The organism is Paraconexibacter sp., from assembly GCF_041602235.1.
Classification (GTDB): domain Bacteria; phylum Actinomycetota; class Thermoleophilia; order Solirubrobacterales; family Solirubrobacteraceae; genus Paraconexibacter.
Window position 1 is genome coordinate 1 of sequence record NZ_JBFIGP010000282.1, and the last position, 4,925, is coordinate 4,925.

The 4,925-nt window shown below is 74.1% G+C and carries 3 protein-coding genes; 1 reads left to right on the top strand and 2 read right to left on the bottom strand.

Annotated elements, in window-relative coordinates; genetic code table 11:
- Positions 1-150: 150 nt before the first annotated feature.
- Together ABYE80_RS17125 and ABYE80_RS17130 are read right to left on the bottom strand one after the other, a co-directional pair.
- Positions 151-2,412 (bottom strand): 6-bladed beta-propeller, encoded by a 2,262-nt coding sequence (locus ABYE80_RS17125; protein WP_372791520.1) that lies wholly within the window; start codon positions 2,410-2,412, stop codon positions 151-153.
- A gap of 89 nt (positions 2,413-2,501) precedes the next feature.
- Positions 2,502-4,190 (bottom strand): DEAD/DEAH box helicase, encoded by a 1,689-nt coding sequence (locus tag ABYE80_RS17130; protein WP_372791521.1) that lies wholly within the window; start codon positions 4,188-4,190, stop codon positions 2,502-2,504.
- Positions 4,191-4,326: 136 nt separating this feature from the next.
- Here ABYE80_RS17130 and ABYE80_RS17135 point away from each other — a divergent pair.
- On the top strand, positions 4,327-4,925 hold a 599-nt coding region (locus ABYE80_RS17135; protein ID WP_372791522.1), incomplete at its 3' end, for a hypothetical protein.

A 4,925-nucleotide genomic window follows, 5' to 3' on the forward strand; every position in this document is an offset into this window, starting at 1 on the left:
ACGCCCCAGGTCGCGTCGACGCTGAACCGCCCCGGCTCACCATCGACGGGCCGGGGGACCCGGTCGACCGTCTCGCGGCGCGGCAGGCGGGGCATGAAGGCGTCGGTCATCGCCCTCTGGTTCTACCGGATGCGCGGGCTCGGGTCCCGGTCAGCCCAGCGCGTTGAGCGCCTGCGACTCCTCGGTGACCTCGCCCGCCGGGGAGGTCGCCGAGATCTGCAGCGTGGCGGCGAGGCCGCGACGCCGGCCGAGCGCCTTGCGCAGCTTGCGCACGTCGCGGGCGCTCAAGCGCGCCCGGACGACGCCGGACTGGCCCGCCGCCAACTCGCGGGTCTCGGTGCGGAAGTCCACGGACACCGGCTTGCGGCGCTTCTTGCCCTTGCGTGGCGTGGGCGCGGACCGCTCCGACAGGGTGCCGGTGAGCTTCACCGTGCAGACGGTGTCGCAGCGCACGCGCAGCGGCAGGTTGCGCCGGGACAGCAGGCTGGCCCGCCGGAGCACCTTGACCGTCAGCTCCGGACCGGGGGCGGGCGGGAGCGTCGGGACCTTCGGCGCCGGCGGCGTGCCGAGGGCCGGCAGCGTGCCGCACGACGTCTGCGCGGGAGCGGCGAGCGCGAACTGCTGGACGCGGTTGTTGCCCTGGTCGGTCACCGTCAGCAGGCCGTTGCACGACACGCTCACACCCGTCGGATAGGTGAACTGCCCCGGGCCGGTGCCGCGCTCGCCGAAGGTCAGCAGCCGCTCGCCGTTGGGACCGAACTGCTGGACGCGGTTGTTCCCGCGGTCCGCGACCCAGAGGTTGCCGGCGGCGTCGAGGGTGATCTGCGCGGGGGCGTTCAGCTTGCCGAGCTTGCGCCCGGTCCCGCCGAACACCGCGAGCTCCTGCCCCTGCGGCGAGAGCACGAGCACCTTGTTCTGGCCGTTGACGGCGTAGATCCGCGAGCCGTCCGGGACGACAGCGACGCCGCGGACCGTCCCGACGGACGAGACGGCGCCCAGGTAGGTGCCGTCGGTCCTGAAGCGCACGAGCCGCTCGTTGCCCGTGTCGGCGACCGTGATGGTCCCTGTCGCGTCGACCGCCAGCGCCGACGGGTCCTGCATCCGGCCGGGGCCGCTGCCCTGCGCGCCGATGGTGCGCACCGCCTGGCCGGTCGTCCGCGAGAACACCAGGATCCGTGCGCGGCGCTGGTCCAGGACGTAGGCGTCCCCCGCCCCGTCGAAGGCGACCGCGACCGGCCGGGGCAGGATCGTCGGTCCGGGGTTCGGCGAGCCCCAGCTCGTGACGACCGCGCCCGACGGGTCGAGCAGCTCCAGCCGTCCGTTGATCGAATCGGTGACCGCGCGGTACCCCGCCGCGTCGGAGGCGACCCCCGCCGGGTTGTTGAACTGGCCCTGGGCGCGGCCGGAGCGGCCGAAGCTCCGCAGCAGGGAGCCGCCGCGGCTGAACACGTCGATGCGGTCGTTGCCGGTGTTCGCGACGTAGATCTCGCCGCTCGGGCCGACGGCCAGCGCGCGCACGTAGGCGAGGCGACCGGGGGCGGTTCCGAACCCGCCCCAGCGGGAGACGTAGTCGTACTCGGGAGCGGTCCCGAACCGCACGATCCGGTGGTTCAGGTTGTCGGCGACGAAGACGCGGCCGGCGGTGTCCATCGCCACGCCGTACGGGAAGGAGAGCTGACCCGGCGCGGAGCCCTCGCCGCGGCCGATGGTCGTGAGCAGGCGGCCCCCGGTGTCGAAGGCCTGGACCCGGTGGTTCTGGTCGTCGGCCACCAGCAGGCGGGTCTTGCGGACCGCGACGCCCTTCGGGTAGGCGAGCTGGCCCGGCTGGACGAGCTCCATGCCCTGCCCGCCGCTCAGGGTGAACCGCTGGATGCGGTCGTTGCCGCTGTCGGCCACGAACAGGTGGGTGGCGTCGGCCGTCAGGCCGCCGCCGGCGCCCGCGTCGTTGCCGCCCCCGGCGCCGAACCGGAACCGGCCCACCGTGGTGCCGGAACGTCCGAACGACCCCAGGAGCCGTCCGCTGGGGTCGAAGCGGTCGATGCGGTTGCTGCCGTCGGCCACGAACAGCGTGTTGTCCGGGGCGACCGCCAGCGCGCCGACCGAGGAGAGCTCGCCCGACCGGGTGCCCGGGACCCCGACCGAGCGCAAGAACGTGCCGTCGGGCGAGAACGCGTGCACCACGCGCGAGTGCTGGTCGCCGACGTAGACGGTGCCGTCCCCGGCGATGGCGATCGACTGCGGGAACCGCAGGACCCCACCGGACGCCGAGCCGATCTGCGCGGATGCGATGTAGGCGCAGCTCGGCGACCCGCCCGGGCAGGGGGCACCCTGGGCGCGGGCGGCCGGGACGGCGAGCAACAGAGCGGCCGCGACGGCGGTCGCGGCCGGGACGAACGGGCGAATCAGTGGCACACGACAGAGAACCCCCGACGGCGCGCGGCGTTGCGGCCCGCAACGAACCGTGCGCGGGCGCACAGATCCGGCTCGGGCCCGCGACTCCCTCAGCCGCGCGGCTTGGCGGCGTGGCCCCGGTCCTTGCGCACCGTCGCCTTCTTGCCCTTGATGGTGCTGGCGCGCAGGGCGGCGATGACCTCGTCGGCAGCCGGTTCGGGCACCTCGACGATCGAGAACTTGTCGGTGATCTCGATCGAGCCGACCTCGCGACCGCTGAGGCGCGTCTCGCCGCAGATCGCGCCGACGAGGTCCTGCGGGCGGATGCCGAGCTTGCGCCCGACGCCGATGTAGAGCCGCGCGGTGGGACCCGACGGCCGCGCCTGCCGTCCGCGGGGCCCGCCGCTGCCGCCGCCGGCCGGTCGCCCGCCGCGGGCATCGGGCCGGACGTCGGGGATCTCCTCCTCCTCGGCGGGGCCGCCGCCGGTCGCCTCGTGCGCGAGCTTGACCGCGGCGAGCGCGACCTCCATCGGACCGTGCTCCTCGGCCAGCGCCTCGACGACGACGCGGAACGAGTCGAGGTCGTCGGCCAGCAGCGCCTCCTGCAGCGCCCCACGTGTCAGCTCCAGGCGACGGGCCTGGAGGTCCGCGACGCTCGGCACCGACTCGATCGTGATCTTCTGCCGCGTGGCCCGCTCGATCGTCCCCAGCATCCGGGTCTCGCGCGGCTGCGCGAGGGTGACGGCGACGCCCTCGCGGCCCGCCCGGCCCACCCGTCCGATGCGGTGGACGTAGGCCTCGGCGGCCGACGGCACGTCGTAGTTGATGACGTGCGTGAGGTGATCGATGTCCAGCCCGCGTGCGGCGACGTCGGTCGCGACCAGCAGCTCGGTCGTCTGCGCCTTGACGCGCGCGATCGTGCGCGAGCGCTGGTCCTGGCTCATGCCGCCGTGCAGGGCCTCGGCCCGGTACCCGCGACCGCCGAGCGTCTCGGTCAGCTGGTCGACCTCGTCGCGGGTCCGGCAGAAGACGATCGCTGCCGCGGGCGCCTCGAGATCCAGCACGCGTGCCAGCGCGGCCGGCTTGTGTGCGCGAGGGACGATGTAGGCGCTCTGGCGTACCCGCGGCGCCTCGCCCTCCGGGGTGGTCTCGCGAGCGATCTCGACACGGACCGGATCGTTGAGGTGGCGCTTGACGATGCCGCTGATGCGGGCCGGGATGGTCGCGCTGAACAGGACGGTCTGGCGACCGCTCGGCGCCTGCGACAGGATCGCCTCCAGGTCCTCGGCGAACCCCATGTCGAGCATCTCGTCCGCCTCGTCGAGCACCACGGTCTCGATGCTCCCGAGCCGCAGCGCGCCGCGGTTGATGAGGTCCAGCGCCCGGCCGGGGGTGGCGACGACGACGTCGACGCCGCGCTGCAGCGTCTTCAGCTGACGGACGATCGGCGCGCCACCGTAGACCGGCAGCACGCGGGCCCCGAGCCCGCGTCCGTACCGGTGGACGGCCTCCGAGACCTGCATCGCCAGCTCGCGCGTGGGCACCAGGACGAGCGCGACCGGCTGGGTCCCGCGGTTTCCGTCGGGCAGGTTCTGCAGCAGCGGCAGCGCGAAGGCCGCCGTCTTCCCGGTCCCGGTCGCCGCCTGGCCGAGGAGGTCGCGGCGTTCGACCAGCGGCGGGATCGTCTCTCGCTGGATCGGCGTCGGCTCCTCGTACCCGAGCGTGCCGAGCTCGTGGAGCAGCTCGGCACGGAGGGGGAGATCGGCGAAGGTGGTCGGGGCGGGGGCGGCGTGCGACATCGAGCCCCACACGGTCCCAGATCGGCCCGGGTGGAGCCCTGCGGGTGCGGGCGCGATCCTCCCGTCGCGACGTGTGCCCGGACCGCGGTCGCCCTGCGGGAACCCGCTCGCGCCCGTGATACGTCACGATCAGTGCATGTCCACTCCCGACGGCACCCGCAGCGTCAAGATCGGCGACGACGAGCGCGGTGGCTGGTCCTCCGACCGTCCCCGCCGTGACGGCAAGGAGCGTCCGGAGCGCGGACCGAACGTCGAGGTCCGCTGCCGCGTCCTGCCGCCCTCGGATCGCCAGCGCTACTCGCCGGGGAGCCTCGTGGTCGTCGTCGGCGGCGAGGCACCCGCGGCACTGGAGCGTTTCGCCGTCAAGCGGTTCGAGGACCAGAACGGCGTCCTGTCGCTCGCGAAGGTCCGCGAGCTCATCCGCGGCCGGGTCCCCGACGAGGCGCTGGAGGCCTCCGCCGCCAAGATGCTGCTCGCCGCCGCCACGAAGCGGCTCGAGGCCGACAAGTCCACGGTCGTCCTGACCGAGACGCTGGCCCCGGAGGAGCGCGCGCCGTTCGTGCTCGCCGCCGCCAAGGTCCGCAAGCCGCGCCACCTCATCTTCATCGACGTCCCCAAGGACCTCGTGGCGGAGGAGCAGCGCGAGGCGGTCAACGAGCTGCGGCGTGCCGTCGACGACGCCAAGGTCGGCGAGGAGGGCTTCATGACCGCGCTGCGGCTGGGCGGAAGCGCGAT

Coding starts and splice junctions, on each gene's coding strand:
- ABYE80_RS17130 (WP_372791521.1), bottom strand. CDS start 4,190: ATGTCGCACGCCGCCCCCGCCCCGACCACCTTCGCCGATCTCCCCCTC.